At 72.5% G+C, this 22,510-nt stretch carries 24 protein-coding genes and 2 tRNA genes; 10 read left to right on the forward strand and 16 right to left on the reverse strand.

Features of this window, described 5'->3' with window-relative positions:
- Window positions 1-44: 44 nt before the first annotated feature.
- The gene (locus tag PV343_RS24970; RefSeq protein ID WP_319149192.1) at window positions 45-572 is read right to left on the reverse strand and encodes a DUF309 domain-containing protein; all 528 of its coding nucleotides are present in this window, start codon (window positions 570-572) and stop codon (window positions 45-47) included.
- Between the two features lie 105 nt (window positions 573-677).
- Here PV343_RS24970 and PV343_RS24975 point away from each other — a divergent pair.
- A tRNA-Pro gene (locus PV343_RS24975) sits at window positions 678-751 on the forward strand.
- Window positions 752-852: 101 nt separating this feature from the next.
- Here PV343_RS24975 and PV343_RS24980 read toward each other — a convergent pair.
- The 4 genes from PV343_RS24980 to PV343_RS24995 form a co-directional block, all read right to left on the reverse strand.
- Window positions 853-2,250 carry an amino acid permease gene (locus PV343_RS24980; protein ID WP_319149193.1) on the reverse strand — a complete coding sequence of 466 codons (1,398 nt, stop codon included), beginning with the start codon at window positions 2,248-2,250 and terminating at the stop codon, window positions 853-855.
- 216 nt (window positions 2,251-2,466) lie between these two features.
- The gene (locus tag PV343_RS24985) at window positions 2,467-3,354 is read right to left on the reverse strand and encodes a carbohydrate ABC transporter permease (RefSeq protein ID WP_319149194.1); all 888 of its coding nucleotides are present in this window, start codon (window positions 3,352-3,354) and stop codon (window positions 2,467-2,469) included.
- Window positions 3,351-4,331, reverse strand: coding sequence for a sugar ABC transporter permease (locus PV343_RS24990; protein WP_319149195.1), 981 nt, complete (start codon window positions 4,329-4,331; stop codon window positions 3,351-3,353). The genes PV343_RS24985 and PV343_RS24990 overlap by 4 nt, the downstream gene beginning before the upstream one ends.
- An 8-nt stretch (window positions 4,332-4,339) precedes the next feature.
- Window positions 4,340-5,653, reverse strand: coding sequence for an ABC transporter substrate-binding protein (locus tag PV343_RS24995; RefSeq protein ID WP_319149196.1), 1,314 nt, complete (start codon window positions 5,651-5,653; stop codon window positions 4,340-4,342).
- 415 nt (window positions 5,654-6,068) lie between these two features.
- On the opposite strand from PV343_RS24995, the gene PV343_RS25000 reads away from it, so the two are divergent.
- From PV343_RS25000 to PV343_RS25015, 4 genes are all read left to right on the forward strand, one after another.
- Complete coding sequence (locus tag PV343_RS25000; protein WP_319149197.1) at window positions 6,069-7,088, forward strand: sugar ABC transporter substrate-binding protein; 1,020 nt, start codon at window positions 6,069-6,071, stop codon at window positions 7,086-7,088.
- Window positions 7,085-8,164, forward strand: coding sequence for an ABC transporter permease (locus PV343_RS25005; RefSeq protein WP_319149198.1), 1,080 nt, complete (start codon window positions 7,085-7,087; stop codon window positions 8,162-8,164). The genes PV343_RS25000 and PV343_RS25005 overlap by 4 nt, the downstream gene beginning before the upstream one ends.
- A 5-nt stretch (window positions 8,165-8,169) precedes the next feature.
- Window positions 8,170-9,078, forward strand: a complete 909-nt coding sequence (locus tag PV343_RS25010; RefSeq protein WP_319149199.1) for an ATP-binding cassette domain-containing protein — start codon at window positions 8,170-8,172, stop codon at window positions 9,076-9,078.
- Between the two features lie 120 nt (window positions 9,079-9,198).
- Complete coding sequence (locus PV343_RS25015; RefSeq protein ID WP_319149200.1) at window positions 9,199-9,393, forward strand: hypothetical protein; 195 nt, start codon at window positions 9,199-9,201, stop codon at window positions 9,391-9,393.
- Between the two features lie 45 nt (window positions 9,394-9,438).
- Here the strand turns inward: PV343_RS25015 and PV343_RS25020 are convergent, their stop codons facing one another.
- The 3 genes from PV343_RS25020 to PV343_RS25030 form a co-directional block, all read right to left on the reverse strand.
- Window positions 9,439-10,443: a Gfo/Idh/MocA family oxidoreductase gene (locus PV343_RS25020; protein WP_319149201.1), complete on the reverse strand. Its 1,005-nt coding sequence runs from the start codon at window positions 10,441-10,443 to the stop codon at window positions 9,439-9,441.
- Window positions 10,444-10,489: 46 nt separating this feature from the next.
- Window positions 10,490-11,650, reverse strand: a complete 1,161-nt coding sequence (locus tag PV343_RS25025) for a Gfo/Idh/MocA family protein (protein WP_319149202.1) — start codon at window positions 11,648-11,650, stop codon at window positions 10,490-10,492.
- Between the two features lie 154 nt (window positions 11,651-11,804).
- Window positions 11,805-12,149, reverse strand: a complete 345-nt coding sequence (locus PV343_RS25030) for a cupin domain-containing protein (RefSeq protein WP_319149203.1) — start codon at window positions 12,147-12,149, stop codon at window positions 11,805-11,807.
- A 131-nt stretch (window positions 12,150-12,280) separates the two neighbouring features.
- On the opposite strand from PV343_RS25030, the gene PV343_RS25035 reads away from it, so the two are divergent.
- Entirely contained in the window at window positions 12,281-12,808 is a 528-nt protein-coding gene (locus PV343_RS25035; protein WP_319149204.1) for a hypothetical protein, read from the forward strand.
- Window positions 12,809-12,859: 51 nt separating this feature from the next.
- On the opposite strand, the gene PV343_RS25040 is transcribed toward PV343_RS25035, so the two are convergent.
- A complete protein-coding gene (locus PV343_RS25040; RefSeq protein WP_319149205.1) occupies window positions 12,860-13,438 on the reverse strand; it encodes a TetR/AcrR family transcriptional regulator in 579 nt (192 codons plus the stop codon).
- Between the two features lie 101 nt (window positions 13,439-13,539).
- Window positions 13,540-13,689, reverse strand: a complete 150-nt coding sequence (locus tag PV343_RS25045; protein ID WP_319149206.1) for a hypothetical protein — start codon at window positions 13,687-13,689, stop codon at window positions 13,540-13,542.
- Here PV343_RS25045 and PV343_RS25050 point away from each other — a divergent pair.
- The 3 genes from PV343_RS25050 to PV343_RS25060 all read left to right on the forward strand — a co-directional run bounded on the left by PV343_RS25050 (window position 13,688) and on the right by PV343_RS25060 (window position 16,372).
- The gene (locus tag PV343_RS25050) at window positions 13,688-15,115 is read left to right on the forward strand and encodes an MFS transporter (RefSeq protein WP_319149207.1); all 1,428 of its coding nucleotides are present in this window, start codon (window positions 13,688-13,690) and stop codon (window positions 15,113-15,115) included. The genes PV343_RS25045 and PV343_RS25050 overlap by 2 nt on opposite strands.
- A 46-nt stretch (window positions 15,116-15,161) precedes the next feature.
- Window positions 15,162-15,238: transfer RNA gene (locus tag PV343_RS25055), tRNA-Pro, on the forward strand.
- A 201-nt stretch (window positions 15,239-15,439) separates the two neighbouring features.
- The gene (locus PV343_RS25060) at window positions 15,440-16,372 is read left to right on the forward strand and encodes a Dyp-type peroxidase (RefSeq protein ID WP_319149208.1); all 933 of its coding nucleotides are present in this window, start codon (window positions 15,440-15,442) and stop codon (window positions 16,370-16,372) included.
- A 71-nt stretch (window positions 16,373-16,443) separates the two neighbouring features.
- On the opposite strand, the gene PV343_RS25065 is transcribed toward PV343_RS25060, so the two are convergent.
- The 6 genes from PV343_RS25065 to PV343_RS25090 form a co-directional block, all read right to left on the reverse strand.
- Window positions 16,444-17,154, reverse strand: a complete 711-nt coding sequence (locus PV343_RS25065) for a GntR family transcriptional regulator (protein ID WP_387952104.1) — start codon at window positions 17,152-17,154, stop codon at window positions 16,444-16,446.
- 32 nt (window positions 17,155-17,186) lie between these two features.
- The gene (locus PV343_RS25070) at window positions 17,187-18,188 is read right to left on the reverse strand and encodes a proline racemase family protein (RefSeq protein WP_319149210.1); all 1,002 of its coding nucleotides are present in this window, start codon (window positions 18,186-18,188) and stop codon (window positions 17,187-17,189) included.
- A gap of 37 nt (window positions 18,189-18,225) precedes the next feature.
- Window positions 18,226-19,134: a dihydrodipicolinate synthase family protein gene (locus PV343_RS25075; protein WP_319149211.1), complete on the reverse strand. Its 909-nt coding sequence runs from the start codon at window positions 19,132-19,134 to the stop codon at window positions 18,226-18,228.
- A gap of 134 nt (window positions 19,135-19,268) precedes the next feature.
- Entirely contained in the window at window positions 19,269-20,717 is a 1,449-nt protein-coding gene (locus tag PV343_RS25080; RefSeq protein WP_319149212.1) for an NAD(P)/FAD-dependent oxidoreductase, read from the reverse strand.
- Window positions 20,710-21,012, reverse strand: coding sequence for a (2Fe-2S)-binding protein (locus PV343_RS25085; protein ID WP_319149214.1), 303 nt, complete (start codon window positions 21,010-21,012; stop codon window positions 20,710-20,712). The genes PV343_RS25080 and PV343_RS25085 overlap by 8 nt, the downstream gene beginning before the upstream one ends.
- Complete coding sequence (locus PV343_RS25090; protein ID WP_319149215.1) at window positions 21,009-22,169, reverse strand: NAD(P)/FAD-dependent oxidoreductase; 1,161 nt, start codon at window positions 22,167-22,169, stop codon at window positions 21,009-21,011. Before PV343_RS25090 ends, PV343_RS25085 begins: the two co-directional genes overlap by 4 nt.
- 163 nt (window positions 22,170-22,332) lie before the next feature.
- Here PV343_RS25090 and PV343_RS25095 point away from each other — a divergent pair, with 163 nt between their 5' ends.
- A complete protein-coding gene (locus PV343_RS25095) occupies window positions 22,333-22,455 on the forward strand; it encodes a hypothetical protein (protein ID WP_319149216.1) in 123 nt (40 codons plus the stop codon).
- Window positions 22,456-22,510: the final 55 nt, after the last annotated feature.

Genomic DNA, 22,510 nt, shown 5'->3' on the forward strand with positions numbered 1-22,510 from the left:
TCCGTCCGCGGGTGCGCCACCTCCGTCCGCCCCGCGCCGCCCGCTCAGAAGCCGAGCCGAGGCGCCTCCGCCGTCGCGTCGACGGGCCCCGCGCCCGACTCCACCCGCCCGGCCAGCTCCCGCGCCCACACGGCGAGCCCCGCGACGCCGATCCCGTAGGGCCGGTCCTCGCCGGTGGCGGCCGACCACTCCTCGACCGCCCCCGCGCCGCGCCGCAGCAGCCGCGCCCCGCCGGTGGCGTTGCCGCGGGCCGCGTGCGTGAGCCCCACCGCGAGCTGGGCCAGCCCCCGCCACAGCGCGCGCTCCTCGCCGGGCCCCGACTTCCAGGCGTCCTCGAACACCTCGTGGGCGTGGAAGGGCTTGCCCGCCTCCAGCAGCGCCTGTGCCTCCACGACCGTCTCCCGCGGGGTCCGCACGATGCCCTCCGGCTGCCGCTCGACCCCGTGCGTCCCGTACGGCAGCGGCCGCCCCAGCCCGTCCCGCGGCCGGGCGTTGCGCGCCCGCCCCTCGGTGTCCCGGTCCCGGCCGCCCGTCGTCCCGCCCGCGCCGCGCGTCTCACCCGTCTCGCCCATACGACCGATTGTCCCCGCCCCGCCCCGAACCCTCTTCGGCGCACCCCCGCGCGTGGGGTAAAGTGCTGTTCGCGCGATCACGCGGGTCACCGCGAGTGAGCGCATCGGGACGTGGCGCAGCTTGGTAGCGCACTTGACTGGGGGTCAAGGGGTCGCAGGTTCAAATCCTGTCGTCCCGACTCGAGAGAGTCGTGGTTGAGGGGCCGCTCCGGAGAGATCCGGAGCGGCCCCTCGGCCGTTCCTGGCCCGTCCGTCTTCGACCCTCACCCCGTCGCGCCGGTCAGACCCCGCCGCGGCGCCGGCCCGCCAGCACCGCGTAGACGATGATGCCCGCGAACAGGAACAGCACGCCCTGGTACACCGCCGTGTAGCCCGCGCCCGCGACGAGCCAGATCGAGAAGGCGGCCGCGACCGCCGTGACCACGGCGTCCCGGGCGAGCCGCGCCCGGTCGACCGCCTCGCGCCGCCCGGCGGCGAGGTGGAACACCTGCGCGGCGGTGGCCAGCAGGTACGGCACGGTCGCGGTGAACGTGGTGATGAGGACGAGCACCTCGAAGACCTTCGCCGAGCCGGACACGTAGTTGTAGACGGTGAGCAGCGAGGCGAGGACGACGGTGACGCCGACGCCGACGGTCGGCACGCCACGCCGCCTGCGGGCGAAGGCGGCCGGGAACAGGCCGTCCCGCGCGGCGGCGTACGGGGTCTGGGCGCTGAGCAGTGTCCAGCCGTTGAGGCAGCCGGTCATCGACACCAGTGCGGCGAGCGCGACGGCCCAGCCGCCCCAGCCGCCGCCGAACATGGCGTCGACGGCGTCCGAGAAGGGCGCGGTGGACCGCACCAGACGGTCGTGCGGGACCGTGCCGAAGACGGACAGCGTGCCCAGCAGGTACACCAGCGCGGCGCCCGCGGTGCCGATGACGGTGGCGCGGCCCACGTTGCGGCGGGCGTTCCTCACCTCGCCGGCGCTGACGGCGGCGGACTCCACGCCGAGGTAGGAGAAGAGCAGCAGGGCGGCGCAGGCGGACACCGCGCCGACCGGGCTGTGGCCGGTGGCGTTGAACGCGCCGAGCTTCGCCGGGTCGAGGAAGAACAGCCCGCCGACCGCGACCAGCAGCAGCGGCACGAACTTCAGGACGGTGGAGACGAGCTGGACGGCTCCGACGTAGCGGGTGCCGGCGAAGTTGGCCAGGGCGGGCAGCCACTGCAGGGCCAGCGCGGCCAGGCACGCGGTCCAGCGGTGGCCGTTCACCGGGATCAGCACGTCGAGGTAGCCGACGGCGGCGACGGCGAGCGCGGCGTTCGACACCCAGGTGGTGATCCAGTACGACCAGGCGGCGAGGAAGCCGGCGAAGTCGCCGAAGGCCTCGCGGGCGTAGACGTAGGGGCCGCCGGTGCGCGGGTCGCGTTCGGCGAGCCGGCCGAAGACCAGGGCGAGCGCGATGGCGCCGACGGTCAGGACGCCGAAGGCGACCAGGCTGACCGTGCCGTAGGGGGCGACGGACGCCGGGAGCAGGAAGATGCCGCCGCCGATGATGTTGCCCATGACCAGGGCGGTGGCGACCGGCAGCCCGAAGCGGCGGGCATGCCTGCCGGTGTCGCCGTGGCGGTCGGAGGCAGGAGCCTCGGGGGCGGGCGGGGCGGCCGGAGCCGGCCGCGGGGCGGTCCCGGTGACGTGCATGGCGGGGTGGGCCTCTCATCGAACTGCTGTTCCCGGGATCGCCGGGGCGTGCCCATGGTCGGATATGCCCCGAGCCGTCGCCAAATCACCGTTTGTTCTGTGGTGAGAGGAGTCCGGAAGTGAAGAAAACGCCACATCGGGGCCCCGCGGCGGAAGAAGTTACGGTGCCGCCGCGAGGCCCCGGCGGACGGGCGGGCCCCGCCCGCGGCCCGCGCCTCAGCCCTTGGCGGAGCCGAGGGTGAGGCCGCTGACGAACTGGCGCTGGAGCACGAAGTACACGACCAGCGTGGGGATCGCGGTGAGCAGGGCGCCCGCGGCGACCAGGTTGGGGTCGGTGAAGTACTGGCCGGACAGGTTGTTCAGGGCCGACGTGATCGGCATGTTCTCGCCGGTCGAGATCAGCACCAGGGCCCAGAAGAAGTCGTTGTAGATCCAGATCGACAGCAGGGTGGCCAGGGCCGCCATCGCCGGCTTGCACAGCGGCAGCGTGATCTGCCAGTACAGCCGCCACACCGAGGCGCCGTCGACCAGTGCCGCCTCGGTCAGCTCGTGCGGCAGCGAGCGCATGTAATTGCTCAGCACGAACGCGCAGAACCCGGACTGGAAGGCCACGTGGATCAGCACGAGCCCGAGCGCGGAGTCGTACAGCTTGCCGCTCGCCGTGACGCCGGGCAGGTCGGTCAGCAGGTACAGCCGGTACAGCGGGGTGATGATGACCTGCTGCGGCAGCAGGTTGCCCGCCGTGAAGACCAGCAGCAGCGCCAGGTTCAGCCGGAAGTCGAAGCGGGCGACGTAGAAGGCGACGCACGAGGACAGGAACAGCGTCACCAGCACGGCCGGTACGGCGATGACCAGCGTGTTGCCGAAGTAGTGGACCATGTCCGACTGCTGGAAGGCGTGGGTGAAGTTGTCCAGGTTGAGCGTGTCCGGCCAGGACACGTACCCCTTGGCGCTGGTCTCGCCGTACGGCCGCAGCGCCGAGAAGACGGCCCACATCAGCGGCGCGAGCCACGCCAGGGCCGTTCCCGCGAGGAAGACGTGCAGCAGGACCCGGGCGGGGCGGAGGGGGGCGCGCCGCTTCAGCGGGAGAGTGGTGCCGCTCATGCGCGCCGCTCCTTCCGGAAGGTGGCGATCAGGTACGGGATGATCACCGCGAGGGAGATGACCAGGAGGACGACGGCGATGGCCGACCCGTAACCGATCCGGCTGGACTCGCCGATGATGTTGTTGGTCACCAGGATCGACAGCAACTCGGTGCCCTGCGCGCCCTTGTTGAAGACGAAGACCAGGTCGAAGGCGCGCAGCGCCTCGATGATGGTGACCACGAGGACGACCGTGTTGGTCGGGCGCAGGGTCGGGAAGATGACGCTCCTGAACGTCTGCCACTCGTTGGCGCCGTCCAGCGCCGAGGCCTCCCGCAGCGAGGGGTCGACGCTCTTGAGGCCGGCCAGGTACAGGATCATCATGTAGCCGGTGTGCCGCCAGGACGCGGCGATCAGGACCGCCCACAGGTTGAGCTTGGGGTCGCCGATCCAGTCGATGTAGTGGCCGGGCTTGTTGGCGCCGATGACGCTGTTGATGAGGCCGGTGTCCGGGTTGTAGACGAGCTGCCAGACGAAGCCGATGCAGGCCATCGAGATGACGACCGGCAGGAAGAACGCCGTCTGGTAGACCCGGCTGAAGCGGATCCGCTTGTCGAGCTGTACGGCGAGGAAGAGGCCGAACGGCGTCGGGACCAGGATGAGGACGACGAACCAGATGATGTTGTGCTGGACGGCGGGCCAGAACTGCGGGTTGTCGGCGAAGAGCTGCCGGAAGTTGTCCAGGCCCACCCACTTGATGGAGTCGAAGCCGATGCCGTCCCAGGTGGTGAAGGCGAGGAAGATCGAGGCGATGGCGGTGACCCAGACGAGGGCCACGTGCAGGACCGTGGGCACGCCCGCCATCAGGGCGAGCGTGAACCGGTCGCGGCGGGTCAGCAGGCGCCGGTGGCCCTGGCCGGCCCGCTGGGATGCGGAGGCGGCGCCCGGAGGCGGCACGGCGGCCGCCTCCGTCCGCGTCGTCGGCGTGTCGGTGGTCATGGGGGCGCTCACGAGGACGCGAAGATCTGCTTCTTCTGGCGTTCGATGGACGACAGCAGGCTGTCCACGCCCTTCGGGTTCTGCAGGAACTTCTGGAGTCCGGGCTGCATCACCGTGGAGGTGAAGTCGGGCCGGGAGTCGCGGTCCATGAACTGGGTGAGGCTCTTGGCCCCGCTGATCATGTCGAACGCCTTCTTCTGGAGCGGCGAGTAGGCGGAGGTGTCGGCCTTGCTGGAGGCGGCCACCACGCTCGGGTCGGTCTTGAGGTAGAGCTCCTCGGCCGCCGGACTGCCCAGGTACTCCAGGAGCTTGACGACACCCGCGTGGTTCTTCGGGGCCTTGCTCACCATGAAGCCGTCGGTCGGGGCCTCGACGGTGTCCTGGCCGTACGCGGAGTTCATCTCCGGGAAGGGGAAGAAGTCCAGGTCGTCCAGGTCGGCCTTGTCGGTGAACTGCTGGGCGACGAAGGAGCCCAGGAGGTACATGCCGGCCTTCTTCGCGACCAGCGTCTGCGCGGCGTCCTGCCAGGTGCGGCCCATGAAGCCGTCCTGGTGGTAGGGGAGCAGCTCGGACCAGTGGTCGAAGACGGCCTTCACCTTGGCGTCGGTCCAGGCGGCCTTGCCCGCCATCAGCTCGACGTGGAAGTCGTAGCCGTTCAGGCGGAAGTTGATCTGGTCGAAGGTGCCCATCGCGGGCCAGGCGTCCTTGTCGCCGAAGGCGATCGGCACCAGGCCGTCCTTCTTCATCCGCTTGCACAGCGCGACCAGTTCGTCCCAGGTGGCCGGGACCTGGTAGCCGTGCTGCCGGAAGACGCTTCTGCGGTAGAAGACCGCCCAGGGGTAGGTGGTCAGCGGGATGAAGTAGTACTTGCCGTCCTCGCCCTTGCTGAGCTTCTTCATGGCCTCGGGGAAGTTGCCGCCGATCTTGGCCCACACGTCGTCGATGGGTGTGGCCAGCTTCTTCGCCGCGAAGAACTGCATGCGGTAGCCCGCGAACCAGTTGAACACGTCGTCCGGCGTGCCCTGCAGATACGAGTTGATCTGCTCCTGGAAGGTGTTGTGGTCCTTGGTGTTCACGTCGACGGTGATGCCGGACTGCTTCTTGAAGTCCGCGTAGACGCTTTCGAAGGCCTTCTTCGGCACCGCGTCCGAGGCGTTGGAGCCGACGGTGACGGTCTTCGGGTCGGCGGACGAGCCGCTGCCGCCGCAGGCGGACAGCAGGGGTATCCCGGCGCCGGCGAGAAGGGCGGCACCGCCCGCTCCGCGCAGCAGCGAACGACGGCTGGGGCCCGTGGCGGGAAGTGCGGCAGGGGAGAGGCGCATGGCGGCTCCTGAGAAACAGGGTTCGGCCAAGGGGATGAGTCGATCACCGAAGGTCTTCGAAACCGATCAGAAATCAACTCGACCGAACAACGTGGCGTAATAACAGCCCCACATCCGCTCACGAGTCAATAGGTCTGGGCGCGCTGGGGTGTCTCTTGCCCGAAACGTAATCGTCATCGCCGTCCGCTCATCGCCGCAGGCTGACCGGGGTGTTCCGGTTGTGGAGCCGGGTGCGGTGTACTGGGGCGGACCGATCAACACGAGTCGTGGCAACGGCAGTTGGATTGTGCTGACATTCTGACCTGCTGGCGAAAATATGTCTTGACAAAGCATTGACAGCGGGCCGCGCAAGGACTTGGATCGCGTGCCGACGCAACAACGTCCCTTCCCCGTCACACAGTGAGGTGCAGGAACGATGGACCGCACTCGTCACCCCCGCTCCCGCGCACTGGCCCCGCTCGTGGCCGTGGCCGCCGCGGCAGCCCTCGTCCTCGCCGGCTGTTCCAGCGGCTCCGGCGGGAAGAAGGCCGCCGAGGGAGGGTCGGGCGCCTCGGCGGGCAGGGCCGACACCCCCCGTATGAGAGTCGCGCTGGTCACCCACCAGGCCCCGGGCGACACCTTCTGGGACATCGTCCGCAAGGGCGCCGAGGCCGCCGCCGCCAAGGACAACATCAAGCTGGTGTACTCCGCCGACCCGAACGCCGGTACCCAGGCCAACTACGTGCAGAACGCCATCGACCAGAAGGTCGACGGCATCGCGGTCACCCTCGCCAAGCCGGGCGCCCTGAAGGACGTCGTCGCCAGGGCCGGCGCGGCGAAGATACCCGTCGTCGGCCTCAACTCGGGCCTCAGCGACTGGAAGAAGCTCGGCCTCCTCGAGTTCTTCGGGCAGGACGAGACGGTGGCGGGCGAGGCGTTCGGCAGGAAGCTCGACGCGGTCGGCGCCAAGAAGGCCGTCTGCGTGATCCAGGAACAGGGCAACGTCGGCCTCACCCAGCGCTGCGACGGCCTGAAGAAGACCTTCTCCGGCACGACCGAGACGCTCTACGTCAACGGCACCGACATGCCCTCCGTGAAGTCGACGATCACGGCCAAGCTCAAGCAGAACAGCGCCCTCGACTACGTGGTCACCCTCGGTGCCCCCTTCGCGCTGGCCGCGGTGCAGTCGGTGGACGACGCGGGCAGCAAGGCCAAGGTCGCCACCTTCGACCTGAACAACCAGATGGCCGGGGCCATCAAGAAGGGCACCATCCGGTTCGCCGTGGACCAGCAGCCCTACCTCCAGGGCTACCTGGCGGTCGACTCGCTGTGGCTGTACAAGAACAACGGCAACTACAGCGGCGGCGGTGAACAGCCGGTCCTCACCGGCCCGGCCTTCGTCGACACATCCAACGTCGACCAGGTCTCCCGGTTCGCCGCGAAGGGCACCCGGTGACGGGCACGGCCCAGCAGTCCGGGCCGGCGGTGGGCGGGCCGCCGTCGCCCGGCCCCCGCCCGGGCGACGGCCGCACCACCCGGCGCCCCCCGGTGCTCCGGCTGCTGGCCCGGCCCGAGGTCGGCGTCTTCCTCGGCGCCGCGGCCGTCCTGGTCTTCTTCCTGATCGCCGCGCCCTCGCTGCGCCAGGGCAGCTCCCTGGCCACCGTCCTCTACCAGTCCTCGACCATCGGCATCATGGCCCTCCCGGTGGCCCTGCTGATGATCGGCGGCGAGTTCGACCTGTCGTCGGGCGTCGCCGTCATCGGCTCCGCGCTCACCGCGAGCATGCTCAGCTACCAGCTGACCGTCAACGTCTGGACCGGCGTGCTCGTCGCCCTCGTCCTCTCCCTCGCCGTCGGCGCCTTCAACGGCTGGATGGTGGTCAGGACCGGACTGCCCAGCTTCCTCGTCACCCTCGGCACCTTCCTGATCCTGCAAGGCGTCGACCTCGCCGTCACCAAGCTCGTCACCGGCAACGTCGCCACCGACGACATCAGCGACATGGACGGCTTCGACCAGGCCCGGAGGGTCTTCGCCTCCTCCGTCGGCATCGCCGGCGTCCAGGTGAAGATCACGGTCTTCTACTGGGTGGCCTTCGCCGCCCTGGCCACCTGGGTGCTGCTGCGCACCAAGTACGGCAACTGGGTCTTCGCCGTCGGCGGGAACAAGGAGAGCGCACGCGCGGTCGGCGTCCCGGTGGACCTCACCAAGATCTCCCTGTTCGCGCTGGTCGGCTTCGCCGCCTGGTTCGTCGGCATGCACAACCTGTTCTCCTTCAACACCGTGCAGTCCGGCGAGGGCGTGGGCCAGGAGCTGATCTACATCGCCGCGGCGGTCATCGGCGGCTGCTCGCTCACCGGCGGCTCCGGCTCGGCGGTCGGCCCGGTCTTCGGCGCGTTCATGTTCGGCATGGTCAACCAGGGCATCGTCTTCGCCGGCTGGAACCCCGACTGGTTCAAGGCCTTCCTCGGCGTGATGCTGCTCGGCGCCGTCCTGATCAACCTGTGGGTCCAGCGCACGGCGACGCGGAGGTGACACCGATGAGCGATGAAGACGGCGACGGAACCAAGGACGCAGCCGTCCGGGAAACCGGGACCTCCCCCGGCACACCGGTCGTCGAACTGCGCGGCGCGGGCAAGTCGTACGGCACCGTCCGCGCCCTGCACGGCGTCGACCTCACGGTCCTGGCCGGCCGGGTGACCTGCGTCCTCGGTGACAACGGCGCCGGCAAGTCCACCCTCATCAAGATCGTCTCGGGGCTGCACCGGCACACCGAGGGCACCTTCCTCGTCGACGGCACCCCGGTGCGCTTCCACAGCCCCCGGGAGGCCCTGGACCGGGGCATCGCGGCCGTCTACCAGGACCTCGCCACCGTGCCCCTGATGCCGGTGTGGCGCAACTTCTTCCTCGGCTCCGAACTGACCCGGGGGCCCTGGCCCGTACGCCGTCTCGACATCGCCCGGATGAAGGAGACCGCCGACCGGGAACTGCGCGACATGGGCATCGTCCTGGACGACCTGGAACAGCCCGTCGGCACGCTCTCCGGCGGCCAGCGGCAGTGCGTGGCCATCGCGCGCGCCGTCCACTTCGGCGCCCGGGTGCTGATCCTGGACGAGCCGACCGCCGCCCTCGGCGTCAGGCAGTCCGGCGTCGTCCTGAAGTACATCGCCGCCGCCCGGGAACGCGGCCTCGGCGTCATCTTCATCACCCACAACCCGCACCACGCCTACATGGTGGGCGACCACTTCGCCGTCCTGCGCCTGGGCACCCTCGAACTCAGCGCCGGACGCGACGAGATCACCGTGGAGGAGCTGACGAACCACATGGCGGGCGGCGCCGAACTCGCCGCGCTCAAGCACGAACTGGCGCAGGTGCGGGGCGTCGACGTGGACAGGCTGCCGGGCGCGGCGGAGCTCGGCGGGACCGCCGGCGTGACGCCCGACCGGTGACCCGGGGGGACACCGGCGCCCGGAGGGGTTCGTTCCGGCGCGGGCCGGGAACCAGCGGGGGCAGGCGGGCGTTCTCACATATGACAGGGGAACGCCCGCGAGGGACGGGAGGACGACCACATGACGCATGGCACCCAACCCCGGCAGACACCTGCGGAGGACGCCGGGACGGCCGACCCGGGCCCCGGCCGCTTCAGCCGGCTCCCCGAGCGGATACGCCCGGAGGACACGGTGGAGACGAAGCCGGCGACCGTGCCGGACCCGGCACGGGACACCTACAACCCCGACGAGTGGCTGATCCGGTACTGCGGCTGACGGTTCCGGCCGGGCCCCTCGGGGTCCCCGTCCGGGGACCCGCCGTCAGACGGCACGCACCTCCGCGAGCGGCACCGGCCGGTGCTCCCGCAGGGACAGGGTGCACGCCTCCGCGATCCAGCCCGCCTCCAGTGCGTCCTCGACGGTGCACGGCGAGGGGCGGGTGCCGGCCACGACCTCGGTGAAAGCGGCGAGTTCGGCCCGGTAGGCGGCGGCGAAGCGGTCCATGAAGAAGTCGTGCGGGGTGCCCGCGGGGAAGCGCACCCCGGGCTCGACCGAGCGCAGCGGCAGCCGGTCGTCCAGGCCGACCGCGATCGAGTCCGCGAAGCCGTGCAGTTCCATGCGGACGTCGTGACCCCGGGCGTTGTGCCGGGAGTTGGAGACCATCGCGATCGTGCCGTCGTCCAGGGTGAGGACCGCCCCGGAGGTGTCCGCGTCGCCCGCCGCCGCGATGTGCTCCGCGCCCCGGTTGCCACCCACCGCGTACACCTCGCCGACCTCGCGGCCGGTCACCCAGCGGATCATGTCGAAGTCGTGCACGGAGCAGTCCCGGAAGATGCCCCCGGAGGCCGCCACGTACGCGGCCGGCGGCGGCGCCGGGTCCAGGGTGGTCGACCGGATCGTGTGCAGCGGGCCCAGCTCACCGGACCGGACGGCGGCCCGGGCGGCGGCGAAGCCCGCGTCGAAACGGCGGTTGAACCCGATCTGGACCGGCACCCCCGCGTCCCGCACGGCCCTGAGTACCGCCACGCCCTCCGCCATCGTGCGTGCGACGGGCTTCTCGCAGAACACCGGTACCCCCGCCCCGACGCCGGCCCGGATGAGCGCCGGGTGGGCGTCGGTGGCGGCCGCGACGACCAGCCCGTCCACGCCGGCCGCCAGCAGCGCCCGCGGCGAGTCCGCCACCTCGGCCCCGAACCGCTCGGCGGCCGCCTTCGCGGCCTCGGGGACCGGATCGCAGACGACGAGCGAGCCGACGGCGTCCAGCTTCGAGAGGGTCTCGGCGTGGAAGGTGCCGATGCGGCCGAGACCGAGGATTCCGATGCGCATGGGGTGCGGCTCCTTGTCCGTACGAACCCTTGGGACAACAACATGTCTAGTTCGGAGGCAGGTCGACCCACGCCCCGCTCTCCGCCGACTCCGCCATGGCGTCCACCGCGGCCGCGCTGCGCACGGCGTCCTCCAGCGTGGCGCCGTACGGCCTGCCCTCGGCGACGGAGCGCAGGAAGCGGTACGCCTCGACCACCTTCAGGTCGTCGTACCCCATCGCGTTGGCCGCGCCCGGCTGGAACGCGGCGAACTCGCCGTCGCCCGGGCCGACGTACACCGTGCTGACCGGCTGGTCCTGGTAGGCGGTGCCGCGGGCGACCGCCAGTTCGTTCATCCGGCGGAAGTCCCACGAGACGGCGCCCCGGGTGCCGTGCACCTCGAACCCGTAGTTGTTCTGCTCGCCGACCGAGACGCGGCACGCCTCCAGGACCCCGCGCGCCCCGGAGACGAAGCGCAGCAGGCAGTGGACGTAGTCCTCGTTCTCGACCGGGCCCGGCTCGCCGCCGGCGGCGAGCGGGTGACCGGCGGTGGCACCGGCCGGGCGCGGCCGCCGCGGCACGAACACGGCCGTGTCCGCGGTCAGGGCGGCGATGTCCCCGAGCAGGAAGCGGGCCAGGTCGGCGCCGTGCGAGGCCAGATCGCCGAGCACCCCGCTGCCGCCCCGCGCCCGCTCGTAACGCCAGGTCAGAGCGGCGTCGGGAGGCGCCGCGTAGTCGCTGAACAGCCGGACGCGGACATGGGTGACGGTACCGATCCCGCCGGAGGCGATCAGGTCACGGGCGGCCTCCACGGCGGGCGCGTTGCGGTAGTTGAAGCCGACCGTGCCCTGCACCCCGGCGCGGGCGACCGCGTCGGCCACCGCGCGGGCGTCCGCGCCGGTCAGGCCCACCGGCTTCTCGATCCACAGGTGCTTGCCGGCCTCGGCCATCGCCACGCCGATCTCGCGGTGCAGGAAGTTGGGCGCGGTGACGCTGACGGCCCGCACCGCCGGGTCGGCGGCCACCTCCCGCCAGTCACGGGTGGCGGAGGCGAACCCGTACCGCTCGGCGGCCTCCTCGGCCCGGCCCGGCACCTCCTCGGCGACCGTCACCAGCTCGGGCCGCAGCGGCAACCCCGGATAGTGGTGCGCGACCCGGGCGTAGGCCCGTGTGTGGACCCGGCCCATCCAGCCGAAACCGACGACGGCGACCCCGAGCGCATGCACCATGACAGCCCCTCTGCGGACGGACCGGTCCTCCACGTCCGGCCACCATGTCCGGACATGAAGAGGCTGTCAAGGAAGCGTCGGCCCCGGGCGGCGCGGGGCGACACGAGGGGCCCCGCGACCCCGGACATGTCCCGTCCCTGACCCGTCCGGCGCCTCACAGCGTGATGGCGTACGCCTTGCGCAGGGTCTCGTGCACGGTCCACGTCGTACGGTCGCCCGCGCGCAGCACCGCCATGTCGCCCGGTCCCACCTCCAGCACCGGGCCGCCCTCGACCTCGATCGTCGCCGAGCCGCTGACCACCACGAACAGCTCGTCCGCCTCGGTGTCGGTGACCACGCCGGGGGTGATCTGCCAGATCCCGCGGAGCTGCCGGCCGTCCGCCGACTCCCAGACCACCCTGCCGGTCACCTCCGGCGTCCCGGAGACGATCTGCGACGGGTCGAGGGGCTCGGGTTCGAGGTCGGCGTCGGGGATGTGGAGCGCGAAGCTGTGCGTCATGGGGGCGAGCCTAGCCAGCGGCCGTGCCGGGCGGGCGTGGACAGTGTGTGCGGCATCGGGCCTGGTGGCAGGACACTTCGTCGGGCCGCGCCGACTGGCGGCGGACCGGGGCGCGGGCGATCGTGGGGAGCATGGCTGACTCCGTCGCCGACTCCGTGACGGCCGCCGGCGAGCAGCACCGGCGGCACGGCACGCGGGAGGCCGTCCTCTTCGGCGGCGTCTACGGCGCCGTCCTCGCCAGCTCGCTGGTCGCCGCGCTCACCCAGTACGGCCACACCTCCGCCGCCAGCCGCCGCTACGACGCCCTCTGGCTGCTGGTCACCGCGTTCGCCTCGGCGCTGGCCCACGGCTACGCGCACTACATCGCCGAGCGCACCCCGCAGCGCCGCTGGGAGGTCCTGCGCAGCCTCGCCGACGAGTGGCCGCTGGTCATGGCCGTGCTGCCGACCGTCTTCCTGCTCGCGGGCGCGGGCTGGGGCTGGTGGCGCCCGAACGGCATCGAGTACATCGCGTTCGGCATGAACATCGCGATCCTGTTCGGCCTCGGCCTGTTCACCGCCCGTGGCTCGGGGCGCGGCTGGGTGGCCGCCGTCCTGATCGGCGTGCTGGACGCGGCGCTCGGGCTGATCGTGGTGGTGGCCAACGCGTTCATCAAGTAGCCGCGGGCGGCCGGACCGGCAGGCCGGACCGGCAGCGGCGCGACGCCCGGCTCAGCGTCCCGTGCGCACCCCGTCGAGGGCGATCGACAGGACCCGGTCGCGCTGGGCGTCGGTCTCGAAGGCGGTCGCCGTGATCCCTGCGACCATCCGCAGCAGGTCGCCGAAGTCCATGTCCGCCCGGGCCACCCCCGCTCGCTGGGCGCGCTCCAGCATCGGGCCGCCGGCCGCGTACATGGAGTCGCGGCAGGCCACGAAGATGTCCGACTCGTCGTTCAGGGCCTCGCGGACCGCGCGCTTGGTGACCATGTAGCCGGCGAACCGGTCGAGCCAGGCGGTCAGCGCCTCCCAGGGTTCCCGGTCGGCGAGTTCCAGGGCCGCCGCGCACAGGGCGTTGACGTCGTCGGCGTAGACGGTCTCGAAGAGGTCGCGGCGGGTGGGGAAGTTCCGGTACAGGGTGCCGATGCCGACGCCCGCGCGGCGCGCGATGTCCTCGAGGGACGCCTCGGCGCCGTGCTCGGCGAAGGCCTCGCGGGCGGCCGCGAGCAGGGCGTCGTAGTTGCGGGCGGCGTCCCTGCGGTGCGGCCGGCGGGACGCGACGATCTCGCTGACGGGGAACGGCGTGGCCGTCACGGGTGCCTCCCGGGGGGAATCGTGGAGCGAATCGGAGGTGCGCCTCCGATTCGGCTTGAACCGGAGGTATGCCTCCGTTAGAGTGGAGGGGTACCTCCACTTTAGCAGTGCGGGGTGGCCCCGCCGTGGACGGACGCGTCCGAGCGCGGGCCGCCCGCACCCGTGAGCACGGGCCCCGCGCGCCGCGCGCCGCCCGTCACGAAGACCTCCTTCTCACCCTCCGCGCTCCTCTTTCGGAGAGGCTTCTCCATGCCCCGCTCGTCCTCCCGCCTCACCTTCGCGGTCCTCGCGACCGGTGCCGGCGTGTTCGCCATGCTGCAGTCGCTGATCGCGCCGGCCCTGCCGACCGTCCAGCACGCGCTGCACACCTCGCAGTCCACCGCGACCTGGGTGATGACCGCCTATCTGCTGTCCGCCTCGGTCTTCACGCCGATCCTCGGCCGCGTCGGCGACCTGGCCGGCAGGAAGCGCACCCTGGTGGCGGTCCTGGTGACCGTCCTCGCCGGCTGTCTGGTCGCCGCCCTGGCCCCCTCCATCGGCGTGCTGATCGTCGCCCGGGTCGTGCAGGGCGTGGGCGGCGCCCTCTTCCCGCTCTCCTTCGGGATCATCCGGGACGAGTTCGCCCCGTCCGAGGTCAGCGGCAGCATCAGCAACCTGTCCGCGGTGATCGCGGCCGGCGGCGGGGTCGGCATCGTGGCCGCCGGGCCCATCGTCTCCGCCCTCGACTACCGCTGGCTGTTCTGGATCCCGGTGGCCGTCGTCGCCGGCACCGTGCTGATCGCCCTGCGCTACGTCCCCGAGTCGCCCAAGCGGGCCGAGGGGCGCGTGAGTTGGCTCGGCGCGGCACTGCTCTCGGCCTGGCTGGTGGCGCTGCTGCTGCCGCTGAGCCAGGCCGGCCGCTGGGGCTGGGGTTCGGCGAAGGTGCTCGGCCTGCTCGCCGCCGCGGTGCTGCTGTTCGCGCTGTGGCTGACCGCCGAGGCCCGCTCCCGCACGCCGCTGATCGACCTGCGGGTGATGCGTCAGCCGTCGGTGTGGACCACCAACGCGGCCGCCCTGCTGTTCGGCGCCGGCATGTACGCGATCTGGTCCTTCCTGCCGGGCTTCGTCCAGACACCGGCCGCGGCCGGCTACGGCTTCGGCGCGAGCGTCACCGAGTCCGGCCTGCTCATGCTGCCCATGCTCGTGGCGATGTTCCTCTCCGGTGTCCTGTCCGGACGGCTCGAACCACACGTCGGCGCCAAGGCGTTGCTCACCGCCGGTGCCGCGCTCGGCGCGCTGGCCTGCGGATTCCTGGCCTTCTGGCACGACGCCCAGTGGCAGATCGGCGTGGTCGCGGGCCTCTTCGGCCTCGGTATCGGACTCGCCTTCGCCTCGATGGCCCAGCTCATCGTGGGCAGCGTCCCGCCCGAGCAGACGGGCGCGGCGACCGGCATGAACGCCAACGTCCGCACCATCGGCGGCTCCATCGGCGCGGCCCTCACCAGCGTCCTGGTCACCGGCCGCCTCCAGCCCTCCGGCCTGCCCTACGCCTCCGGCTACACCCACGGCTGGGCCCTGCTCGCCGTCCTGTGCCTGGCCGCGACCGGCGCCGCCCTCCTCGTCCCGGTCCGCCGCACCACCCGCACCCCCGGCCCGGTCGCGGCGGGGACGACACGGGCACCCGCGGGCGTGCGGTAGGGTTGACCTGCGTGATCACGCGGAACTTCACCGCGTGAGCCCGCGGCGGGACGTGGCGCAGCTTGGTAGCGCACTTGACTGGGGGTCAAGGGGTCGCAGGTTCAAATCCTGTCGTCCCGACCAGCTTCACAGCAGGTCGGAGGCCGTTTTCCTGGTGACGGGAAGACGGCCTCGTTCGTGTGCGGGCGTGATCGTGCCGCCCATGCCGGACGCCCGGGCACACGTCCTCGCGCGGTTCCGGCCCGGAGGCAGCAGGATGGGATGGGTGGAGGGCCGGACGGCCCCGCCCCACGGATCCACCCGCGTTCCCGAGGAGGCCCGGTCGTGGCCGAGTCACAGCCCGTGGTCGTCGAACCGGCCCGAACCGCCGTGTTCCTGGTGCTCACCGTGCGGCAGGGCCGCGAGGAGACCGTCCGCGACCTGCTGGAGGACGTCTCGGGCCTGTGCCGCTCGGTAGCCTTCCGCGCACCGGGTGAACAGCTCAGCTGTGTCGTCGGCATCGGCTCGGCGGTCTGGGACCGGCTGTTCGACGGCCCGCGGCCACGGGGGCTGCACCCGTTCGTCGAGCTGAAGGGGGACCGCCACCACGCGCCGGCCACCCCGGGAGACCTGCTCTTCCACGTCCGGGCCCGCCACATGGACCTGTGCTTCGAACTCGCCAAGCTGTTCCTGGACCGGCTGAGCGGCGCGGCCACGGTCGGCGACGAGGTCCATGCCTTCAAGTACTTCGACGAACGGGACCTGCTCGGGTTCGTCGACGGCAGTGAGAACCCCGAGGGGCGGCTCGCCGACGCGGCGGTCTTCATCGGCGACGAGGACCCCGCCTTCGCCGGCGGCAGCTACGTGACGGTGCAGAAGTACCTGCACGACATGGCGGCGTGGAACGCCCTGCCGGCGGAGGAGCAGGAGCGGGTCATCGGGCGCACGAAGCTCGCCAACGTCGAACTGCCCGACGACGTCAAGCCCGCCGACTCCCATGTGGCGCTGAACACCGTCACCGACGAGAACGGCGACGAGCGCAAGATCGTGCGCGAGAACATGCCGTTCGGCACCCTGGGGGAGGGCGAGTTCGGGACGTACTTCATCGGCTACGCGCGCACCCCGGAGGTGACCGAGCAGATGCTGCGGCACATGTTCCTCGGCGACGCCGGGGCCTCCCACGACCGGATCCTCGACTACTCGACCCCGGTCACCGGGTGCCTGTTCCACGTGCCGACGGCCACTTTTCTCGACGACCTGCCCCCGGCTCCCGGCTGAGCGGTCCGGGGAGGGAGGGGACCGCCGCACCGCCGGCCCGCCGCCTCACCGGCCGGGTGGCCGGCGCACGGTCAGTCGCGCGCCGCCCACAGGCTGCGCACGTGACCCAGGTGCCGGGTCATGATCTCGCCCACGGCCTTCTCGTCGCGCTCCAGCAACGCGTCCAGGAGTTCCAGGTGTTCCTCGGCCGAGGCCAGCAGGCGGCCGGCCTCGACCAGGGCGGTGAGGCCGTAGAGGCGGGAGCGGCCGCGCAGGTCGGCGACCACCTCGACCAGGTGGGCGTTGCCGGCCAGGGCGAGCAGCCCCAGGTGGAAGCGGGTGTCGGCCTCGACGTAGGCGATCAGGTCGCCCGCAGCGGCCGCGGCGACGATCTCCCGGGCAGCCGGGCGCAGGGCCTCCAGGGAGACCCGGTCGGCCGTGCGGGCCAGCGCCACCACCGTCGGGATCTCGACGAGCGCGCGGACGTGGGTGTACTCGTCCAGCTGCCGGTCGGAGACGGCGGTGACCCGGAAGCCCTTGTTCGGGACCGTGTCGACCAGGCCCTCCTTGGCGAGGTCCAGCATCGCCTCCCGCACCGGCGTCGCCGAGACACCGAAGCGGGAGGCGAGCGAGGGCGCCGAGTAGACCTCGCCCGGGCGCAGTTCGCCCGCGATCAGCGCGGCCCGCAGCGCGTCCGCGACCCGCTCGCGGTAACTGCTCCGCCGGCCGCCCAGCCGGGGCAGCACGGGCGCGGTCGCGTCCGCGTCCTGGGGGGCCGGGGTCTGTGCCATGTCACGCATCATCGAAGTCTAGTCGGTGTCCGCGGGGGCGGCGGCTAGAGGACGAACCCCTCCGGGAACGGATCCGACGGGTCGAGCAGGTACTGGGCGGTGCCGGTGATCCAGGCGCGGCCGGTGAAGCTCGGCAGCACGGCCGGGACGCCGGCGACCTCGGTGGTGCCCAGCAGCCGGCCCGTGAACCGGGTGCCGATGAACGACTCGTTCACGAACTCGGTGTGCAAGGGCAGTTCGCCCCGCGCGTGCAGCTGCGCCATGCGCGCGCTCGTCCCCGTGCCGCAGGGCGAGCGGTCGAACCAGCCGGGGTGGATGACCATGGCGTGCCGGGAGTGCCGGGCGGTGGCGCCGGACGCGTACAGGTGGACGTGGTGGCAGCCGCGGATGGACGGGTCCTCGGGGTGGACCGGCTCCTCCCCGGCGTTGATCGCCTCCATCAGCTCCAGCCCGGCGGCGAGGATGTCGTCCTTACGGCCGCGGTCGAAGGGCAGGCCGAACTCCTCCAGCGGCAGGATGGCGTAGAAGTTGCCGCCGTAGGCCAGGTCGTACGTCACCTTCCGGCCGTCGGCGAGCACCGCCGTGCGGTCCAGCCCCGCGCTGAAGGACGGTACGTTGCGCAGGGTGACGCTCGCCGCCGCGCCGTCCCGCACCGCGACCTCGGCCACGACCACCCCGGCCGGGGTGTCCAGGCGCAGGGTGGTGACCGGTTCGACGACCTCCACCATGCCGGTCTCCACCAGCACGGTCGCCACGCCGATCGTGCCGTGCCCGCACATCGGCAGGTAGCCGGAGACCTCGATGTAGATGACCCCCCAGTCGCAGTCGGGGCGGCTCGGCGGCTGCAGGATCGCACCGCTCATCGCCGAGTGCCCGCGCGGCTCGTTCATCAGCAACCGCTTGACCGGGTCCCGGCGTTCACGGAACCACAGCCGCCGCTCGTTCATCGTCGCGCCCGGTACGGTGCCGATCCCGCCGGTGATCACCCGGGTCGGCATGCCCTCGGTGTGCGAGTCGACGGCGTGCAGGACGAGCTTGCTGCGCATCGTGCGTTCCTTCCCGTAGCCCGTGTCCCGTGGGCCGTCACAGGAGCCCGGCCGCCACGGCCTTCTCGGTGGCCGCGCGGACCGCCGCCTCCTGCTCCGGCGCCAGCGGGACGCGCGGCGGGCGCACCGGGCCGCCGTACCGGCCCACCACGTCCATGGACAGTTTGATGGCCTGCACGAACTCCACCCGCGAGTCCCAGCGCAGCAGCGGATGGAGCTGCCGGTACAGCGGGAGCGCGGTGGTGAGGTCGCCGGACGTCGCGGCGCGGTACAGCTCGACGGACGCCCGGGGGAGCGCGTTCGGGTAGCCGGCCACCCACCCCTTGGCACCCGCCACGGCCAGTTCCAGCAGTACGTCGTCGGCGCCGATCAACAGGTCGAGTTCGGGAGCGAGTTCGGCGATGCGGTAGGCGCGGCGGACGTCGCCGGAGAACTCCTTGACGCCCTGGATGTGGCCCTCGCCGTGCAGCCGGGCGAGCAGTTCGGGTACGAGGTCCACCTTGGTGTCGATCGGGTTGTTGTACGCCACCACCGGCACGCCCGCCCGGGCGACCTCCGCGTAGTGGGCGACGACGGACCGCTCGTCGGCCCGGTAGGCGTTGGGCGGCAGCAGCATCACGGCCCCGCAGCCGGCCCCGGCGGCCTGCTCGGCCCAGCGCCGGGCCTCCGCGGAGCCGTAGGCGGCGACCCCCGGCATCACCCGCGCCCCGCCGACCGCGCTCACGGCCGTCCGCACCACCTCGGCGCGTTCCTCGGGGGCGAGCACCTGGTACTCGCCCAGGGAGCCGTTCGGCACGACGCCGTCACAGCCGTTCTCCACCAGCCAGGCGCAGTGCTCCGCGTACCGGTCGTGGTCGACCGACAGGTCGTCGCGCAGCGGCAGCGCGGTGGCGACGAGGACACCGCGCCAGGGGCAGTCCTCCGTGTGGGGCGTGGCGTGCGTCATGGAAGTCTCCCGTTCAATAGGGTGTGACATATCACTGGGCTGTTCATTGGGTCCGGTGGCGCGGGGTCAGCGGTGCGGAGTCGTGTGGTCGGGGTCTTGTGGTGTGGGCTCTCGCGGTCGGTCGGGCACCGCTGTCAGTCCGGCTCGTCCTCGGGCAGTCGGGCGAGTACGCCGAGTGGGACCGGGCGGGCGAAGGGGCGGCGGCCCGGTGTCGCCGGGCAGCCGGAGAGCCCTGCCACCGCCGGGCCGCACATCCGGCCCTGGCACCAGCCCATTCCGGCCCGGGTGAGCAGCTTCACGGTGCGCTGGTCTCCGGCCCCGAGCACGTCGACGGACGTGCGGACCTGGCCGGCGGTGACCTCCTCGCACCGGCACACCACCGTGTCGTCGGTGATCCGGTCCACCCAGCCGGCGGGCGGGGCGTAGAGCGCGTCGAGCGCGGCGGAGAACTTCCGCAGCCGCCGGCGGGCTTTGGCGGCCCCGGCCCAGCGGCGCGGGTCGGGAGGCGTGCCGTGCAGTCGCGCGGCGACGGAACGGCCGGCGATGTGCCCTTCGGCGAGCGCCAGTGCCGCACCGCCGATCCCGGTGGCCTCGCCGGCCGCCCAGACGCCCGGCACGTCGGTGCGCTGCTCGCCGTCGACGCGGACGTCCGTCCCGGACAGGGCGCAGCCGAGCGTCTCGGCGAGGTCGGTGTGCGGCAGCATGCCGTGGCCCACCGCGAGGGTGTCGCAGGGGATACGGCGGGCACTGCCCGGCACGAGCTGCCCGTCCCGGTCGAGCGCGGCGACGGTCACCGCCGTCAGCCGGCCGGTGCCGTGCGCCTCCACGACGGTGTGCCGGGTCAGTGGGCGTACCCCGTGCCGCAGCAACCGCCCTGCGTACAGGGCGCCTTCGGCGAGCTTGCCGGGCTGTGCGGCGAGCGCCCGCGCGTGGCGCGGCAGGGCTTTTGGACCGGCGGACTCGACCAGGGCGGCCACCTGCGCGCCCGCCGCGGCCAGGCCGCAGGCCACCGGCAGCAGCAGGGGACCGGTGCCGGCGACCACGACGGTACGGCCGGGCAGCACCAGGCCGCCCTTGAGCATGGCCTGCGCGCCGCCCGCGGTGAGCACTCCGGGCAGGGTCCAGCCGGGGAAGGGCAGCACCCGTTCGTAGCCGCCGGTGGCGAGCAGCACGGCGTCCGCGCGTACCGTGACGCCCTCCTCCTGCAGTGGTCCGCGCAGCGCGTGCACCGCGAACGCCCCACCGGTCGGGGCGTCTTGGATGATGCCGGTGTCGTCCGTGCCGTCCGCGCCGGCCGTGCGGTCCACGCACCAGACGTGGTGGTCCGGCAGATGGCGGACGTGCCCGGCGGCCAGCTGCCGGTCCAGGCCGTCCCGGAGCCGTTCCCAGGTGCGCCACTGGTGGTGCAGGGCCTGGGGTCTGCGGGCGCCCAGGGCGGCGGCGGGCTGCCGGTAGAACTGCCCGCCCGCCTGCTCGGCCGCGTCCAGGAGGGTCACACGTACCCCGCGGGCGGCCGCGGCCAGCGCGGCGGCCAGTCCCGCCGGGCCCGCTCCGACCACGGCGAGGTGCGGTCGCTCAGTCATCGTCCCGGCCCGTCCCCTCCTGCGTGCGGATCACGTCGCCCGGCCGTACCGGGACCAGACAAGCCCGTTGGTTCGGGCGGCCGTTGACGGTCACGAGGCAGTCGAAGCACACCCCGATCCCGCAGAACACCCCGCGCGGCCGGCCGGTGCCGCGGGTGCTGCGCCAGGAGGTCACCCCGGCCGCCCACAGCGCGGCCGCGACCGTCTGGCCGGGCAGTGCCGCGACGGGGCCGCCGTCGAAGGTGACACTGAAGGCGGCGCCCGGTGCGGCCCGGGCCAGTTCCCGTGGGTTCACCGTGCGGTCCCTCCGTCGGGCCCGAACCGCTCCGGACGGAACGGCGCGAGGTCAAGGTCAGGTGTCTTCCCGGTCAGTGCCTGGGCGATCAGCAGTCCGGTGCCGGTGGACAGGCCGATGCCGGCGCCCTCGTGGCCGCAGGCGTGGTACAGCCCGGGCAGCCGGGGGTCGGGGCCGATCGCCGGCAGGTGGTCGGGCAGATAGGGCCGGAAGCCGGCGTACGTGCGCAGCGCGCGCACCCGCTCCAGGAAGGGGAACAGTCCGATCGCGCCGACTGCCAGAGCCCGTACCGCCCGCAGGGACAACGAACGGTCGAAGCCGACCCGTTCACGGCTCGCGCCGATCAGGACGGGACCGGCGGCCGTGCCCTCGACGACCGGCGAGGTGCGCAGCGCGGCCGAGTCGCTGGCCACGTCCGCCACGTAGTCGGCGGCGTACACCTTGTGCCGGACCATGCGCGGCAGCGGCTCGGTGACCAGCACGAAGCCGCGCCGGGGGAGGACCGGCAGGGCCGCGCCCGCCGACGCGGCCAGCTCGCCGCCCCAGGTGCCCGCAGCGTTGACCACCGCGGGCGCGTGGATGTCGCCCTGGGCGGTACGGACGCCGAGCACCGCGCCGTCCGGCGTACGCAGCACTCCGGTCACGGACCGGCCCGTGTGCAGGCGGGCGCCGGAGGCACGGAGCAGATGGGCGGCGGCCAGCGCGGGCATGACCTGCGCGTCCTGCGGATAGTGGACACCGCCCGCCATGCCGGGAGTCACGTGCGGTTCCAGCTCGCGCAGTTCGTCGGGACCGACGGGCTCGGCCGTGACGCCCGCGGCACGCTGGCCCGCTGCGAAGCCGGCCAGCACGTCGAGCGTGCCGGGCGTGCGGGCGACCACCACACCGCCCTTGGGTTCGTACTCCACCGCCGCCCCGAGCTCCCCGGCCAGTGAGGCCCACAGGCGGCCCGAGAGCAGGGCGAGTTCCAGCTCGGGGCCCGGCTCCTTGTCGGAGACCAGCAGGTTGCCCTCGCCGGCGCCGGTGGTACCGCCCGCCACCGCGCCCCGGTCCACCACCCTCACATCGAGGCCGGCCCGGGCGGCGTACAGCGCACAGGCCGCACCCACCATGCCGGCTCCCACGACCACGACATCGCAGGTCAGTCGCTTCGCCACATCAGTACTATGTCACATGTCGCTCTTGCTGAGGAGTCCCCGCGCCGGCCCTCGCCCCGCACCCGCCGTCCGCCGGGAGTCCCAGGCATGGACGCCCCCTTGACGTCGTACGGCCACGGACCGACACTCCGAAGAGGGAACCCCAGTGAACAGGTAGGGAACTATGGTGCGCCTCCTGACGGTCGACGGCCGAGCGGGTCGTACGCCGTCGCGCGTCCTTCTTCTGACCTCCCGCCTGCACATCGACCTGCTGCGCGTCTGCAGCGCCATCGGTCTCCAGCGCTGACCCGGGCCTCCCGCCGGCCCCCCCGTACGCGCCCGTCGCCGGTCGACTGTCGCCC

This window comes from Streptomyces sp. WI03-4A, from assembly GCF_033792105.1.
In the GTDB taxonomy this organism is placed as follows: Bacteria; Actinomycetota; Actinomycetes; order Streptomycetales; family Streptomycetaceae; genus Streptomyces; species Streptomyces collinus_A.